This is a genomic window from Pedococcus sp. (genome assembly GCF_036554925.1).
Taxonomy (GTDB): Bacteria; Actinomycetota; Actinomycetes; order Actinomycetales; family Dermatophilaceae; genus Pedococcus_A.
The window spans coordinates 1-3856 of sequence record NZ_DATBMI010000219.1 but is presented as its reverse complement, the minus strand read 5'-3'; the positions used below and the strand labels follow the sequence as shown (position 1 = coordinate 3856).

Genomic DNA, 3856 nt, shown 5'->3' with positions numbered 1-3856 from the left:
ACGTCGGCGAGGGCGATGATCTCCTCGACACGTTCGCGGACGTGGTCGAGGTCGCCCATGATGTCGGGACGGAGGTTCGGGTCGTAGGAGATCGTGGCCCGTTCCCGCGCGGAGCGGAGCGTCTCCAGGACGGAGGTGGCGCCGGGCTCGAGGACGGCCGCGATGGACCCCGTGTGGACGTGCGTCGCCCCGGCGGGGATCCTCACCCGCGGCAGGTCCCAGTGCAGGTCGAAGGTGTACTCCGCCGCGCCCGTGGCATCGAGGTGGGCCTCGGCCACCGACGTGGAGGGTGCCGCGGTGCTGGCCGCGGTCAGAGAGACACCGTGCCGGGTGAGGTGGTTCGCGACGCGGGCGCCGCGCTCGTCCTGGCCGAGCCGGGTCGCGAAGTCGACCTTCTGGTCGAGGCGGGCGAGGCCCACGGCGACGTTGGCCGGGCTGCCCCCGGGGTGCTCGGAGACGTCGCCATCGGTGTCGCGGACACGGTCGATGAGGGCCTCCCCGATCACGAGCATCCGCTCGCTCACGACGGGCTCCCCGCGCCGCCGGAACGGCCGTGGTCGAAGTCGATGGCGCTGTACGCCCGGAGCTTGTCCAGGCGGTGGTGGCTCTCGATCAGCCGGATCGTGCCCGACTTGGACCTCATCACCAGGGAGTGGGTGGTCACGCTGCCGGCGCGGTAGCGCACGCCGCGCAGGAGCTCGCCGTCGGTGATGCCCGTGGCGACGAAGAAGCAGTTCTCGCTCGTGACGAGGTCATCGGTGGCCAGCACCGCGTCGAGGTCGTGGCCGGCGTCGAGGGCGCGCTGCCGCTCGTCGTCGTCCTTGGGCCACAGCCGCCCTTGGATGACGCCGCCCAGACACTTGATGGCACAGGCGGCGATGATGCCCTCGGGGGTGCCGCCGACGCCGAGGAGCAGGTCGATGCCGGTGTCGTCGCGGGCCGCCATGATGGCGCCCGCCACGTCGCCGTCGGAGATGAAGCGGAGCCGGGCGCCCGCCTCGCGCACCTCGCGTGCCAGCGGTTCGTGCCGGGGCCGGTCCAGCATGACCACCGTGACGTCCTCGGGCGTCTCCTTCTTCGCCTTGGCGATCCGGCGGATGTTCTCCTTGACGGGCAGCCGGATGTCGACCACGTCGGCCGCCTCCGGGCCGGTGACGAGCTTGTCCATGTAGAAGACCGCGCTCGGGTCGTACATGGAGCCGCGCTCCGAGACCGCGAGGACCGAGACGGCGTTCGACTGGCCCTTGGCCGTCAACGTGGTGCCGTCGATGGGGTCCACGGCGACGTCACACTCGGGTCCGTTGCCGTCACCCACCCGCTCGCCGTTGTAGAGCATCGGCGCGTCGTCCTTCTCGCCCTCGCCGATGACGACCACGCCGTTCATGGAGACCGTCGAGATCAGCGTGCGCATGGCCTCGACCGCCGCGCCGTCCGCGCCGTTCTTGTCGCCGCGCCCCACCCAGCGGCCACCGGCCATGGCGGCGGCCTCGGTGACGCGGACCAGCTCGAGCGCCAGGTTGCGGTCGGGCGCCTCGCCGCTGACCCGCAGCGGGTTGGGCAGGGTGTGCTCGGACATGCGGCATTTCCTTCACGCGGCAGCGGGTGATGGCGCTGACTCTAGCCAAGGCGGGCCGGTTGGCGCCGGGCGGAGGGGGTCAGGGACCATAGGGGGGTGAGCACGCCGTCCCCCCGCAGTTCCTACGCCTCCGGCTCGGTCGCCAACATGATCCGGTCGATGCTCGTGGTCGCCGGTCTCGTGGCCGTGCTCATCGCCGTCGTCCCGCGCGTCAACAACGTCTCGCAGCCGCCCGTCGACGTGGCCGCCGCCTCGGTGGAGGTCGCGCGGGAGAGCGGGTGGAGCATCTCGGTGCCGGCGGGACTGCCCGAGGGCTGGAAGGCGACCAGCGTGCGCCACGTGCGCAGCACCGACGGACTGATGACCTGGCACGCCGGGTACCAGTCGCCGACCGGCAACTACGTGGCGCTGGAGCAGACCAAGGACGCCACCAGCGGGTGGATCGAGGCGCAGACCAACCGGGCCCGGCGCACCGGTGAGATCGAGGCCGCGGGGCGGACCTGGGCGACCTTCGAGCGCACCCCGAAGATCCAGCGCAGCCTGCTCGCGCAGGGCACGTCGGCCGACGGGCTGACCACCCTGATCACCGGCACGGGCACCTTCGAGGAGCTCACGGCGTTCGCGGAGGCCCTGGAGCCGGTTCGGACCCCCGAGCCCTGAGCAGCCCTGAGCAGCCCGGAGCAGCCCGGAGCAGCCCTGCCGGCTACTCCTCGGTGGCGGTGAGGCTCGCCTCGGCGTCGTCGAGCCAGGTGCTGCAGTGCGCGGCCAGGGCCTCACCCCGGCGCCACAGGCGCATGCTCTCCTCCAGGGCGACCTGGCCGCCCTCGAGCTGGGCGACGATGCCGATGAGCTCGTCGCGGGCGGCCTCGTAGGGGAGGTCGGCGACGTCCGGGAACTCGTCGCTCGTGCTGGCTGCGGCGCTCTCGGGGCTCGTGGGCATGGCCCCCACCCTACGGCGACCCGCCGACGGCACCGCCCGGCAGACCCACCGCGCGGGCCGCGAAGTCTCCCCGGGCCACCTGGACGCGCAGGAGCTCGTCCACCTCGACCTCGGCGGGGTCCGTCACGACGTGGCCGTCGCGGTGCTGCACCACGGCATACCCCCGCTCCAGCGTCGACAGGGGCGAGAGGGTGCGGACCTGTGCGCGCAGGTGGGCGATGTGGTCTGTGGCGCGGTGCACCGCGGCCAGCGTGCGGTGCCGCGCGCGCCGGGTGAGGGCATCGACCTCCTCCCGCCGGGCCCGGAGCATGGCGGTCGGGTCGGCCATCACGGGGCGTGAGCGGAGGGCGACGAGGTGGCGGCGCTCGCTGTCGACACGGGTCGAGAGGGCGCGCCGCGTGCGCTGGCGGGCCTGCTCGACCGACTGGCGTTCCCGGGCGGCATCGGGCACCACCCGTTTGCCGGCGTCCGTGGGCGTCGAGGCGCGCCAGTCGGCGACGTGGTCGAGCAGGGGCGTGTCGACGTCGTGCCCGATCGCGCTGACGACCGGGGTCCGAGTCGCGGCGACCGCGCGCAGCAGGCTCTCGTTGCTGAAGGGCAGGAGGTCCTCGACCGAGCCGCCGCCCCTGGCGATGACGATGACGTCCACCGCTGGGTCCGCGTCGAGCTCCTCGAGCGCTGCCGTCACCTCGGTGACGGCCGTCGGCCCCTGCACGGCGACCTCCCGGATCGCGAACCGCACGGTCGGCCATCGCCGCCGGGCGTTCTCGACCACGTCCTTCTCGGCGGCGCTCGCCCGGCCGCAGACCAGCCCGACGGTGCGGGGGAGGAAGGGCAGCGGCTTCTTGCGCTCCGGGTCGAACAGGCCCTCCGACGCGAGAGTGCGCTTGAGGTGCTCGATCCGGGCGAGCAGCTCGCCGACACCCACGGGCCGGATCTGCCGGGCATCGAGCATGAGCGAGCCCCGCTGGGTCCAGAACACCGGTTTGGCCTGCAGGACGACCCGCGCTCCCTGGTCGAGCGGTGCCGGCATGGCGTCGAGGGCGTTGACCTGGATGGCCACGGAGAGGGACATGTCGACGTCCGGGTCACGCAGGGTGAGGTATGCCGTGCGGGCGCCGGGACGGCGGTTCAGCTGGACGACCTGTCCCTCGACCCACAGCACGGACATCTTCTCGACGTAGTCCGCGATCTTCAGGCTGAGCAGCCGCACCGGCCAGGGCTGCTCAGCCGTGGTGTCGGCGGCCCGCTCGGGCAGGTCTGGCGGCGTCACGGACGTCACTCTAGGAGCCGGCGCCCACGCCGCACCGTCGCACCACGCCCGGACGCGCCCGGACGAG

General features: G+C 73.1%; 5 protein-coding genes. 1 reads left to right on the top strand and 4 read right to left on the bottom strand.

Annotation, left to right across the window (positions count from 1 at the left end):
- Together VIB11_RS16475 and glpX are read right to left on the bottom strand one after the other, a co-directional pair.
- A partial coding sequence (locus tag VIB11_RS16475; protein WP_332057157.1) for a PfkB family carbohydrate kinase occupies window positions 1–524 on the bottom strand: 524 nt, incomplete at its 3' end.
- Window positions 521–1576: a class II fructose-bisphosphatase gene (gene glpX, locus VIB11_RS16470; RefSeq protein ID WP_332057156.1), complete on the bottom strand. Its 1056-nt coding sequence runs from the start codon at window positions 1574–1576 to the stop codon at window positions 521–523. The genes glpX and VIB11_RS16475, both read right to left, overlap by 4 nt.
- A gap of 96 nt (window positions 1577–1672) precedes the next feature.
- Between glpX and VIB11_RS16465 the strand changes: the two genes are divergently transcribed.
- Window positions 1673–2236 (top strand): DUF4245 domain-containing protein, encoded by a 564-nt coding sequence (locus VIB11_RS16465; protein WP_332032691.1) that lies wholly within the window; start codon window positions 1673–1675, stop codon window positions 2234–2236.
- A 43-nt stretch (window positions 2237–2279) separates the two neighbouring features.
- Here VIB11_RS16465 and VIB11_RS16460 read toward each other — a convergent pair whose 3' ends face one another.
- Both VIB11_RS16460 and xseA read right to left on the bottom strand, forming a co-directional pair.
- Entirely contained in the window at window positions 2280–2516 is a 237-nt protein-coding gene (locus VIB11_RS16460; protein ID WP_332032690.1) for an exodeoxyribonuclease VII small subunit, read from the bottom strand.
- A 10-nt stretch (window positions 2517–2526) separates the two neighbouring features.
- Window positions 2527–3789, bottom strand: a complete 1263-nt coding sequence (gene xseA, locus VIB11_RS16455; RefSeq protein WP_332032688.1) for an exodeoxyribonuclease VII large subunit — start codon at window positions 3787–3789, stop codon at window positions 2527–2529.
- Between the last annotated feature and the right edge of the window lie 67 nt (window positions 3790–3856).

What these genes read in the sequence shown, in the direction of transcription:
- glpX (WP_332057156.1), bottom strand. Translation starts at nt 1,576, where the DNA reads ATGTCCGAGCACACCCTGCCCAACCCGCTGCGGGTCAGCGGCGAGGCG.
- VIB11_RS16460 (WP_332032690.1), bottom strand. Translation starts at nt 2,516, where the DNA reads ATGCCCACGAGCCCCGAGAGCGCCGCAGCCAGCACGAGCGACGAGTTC.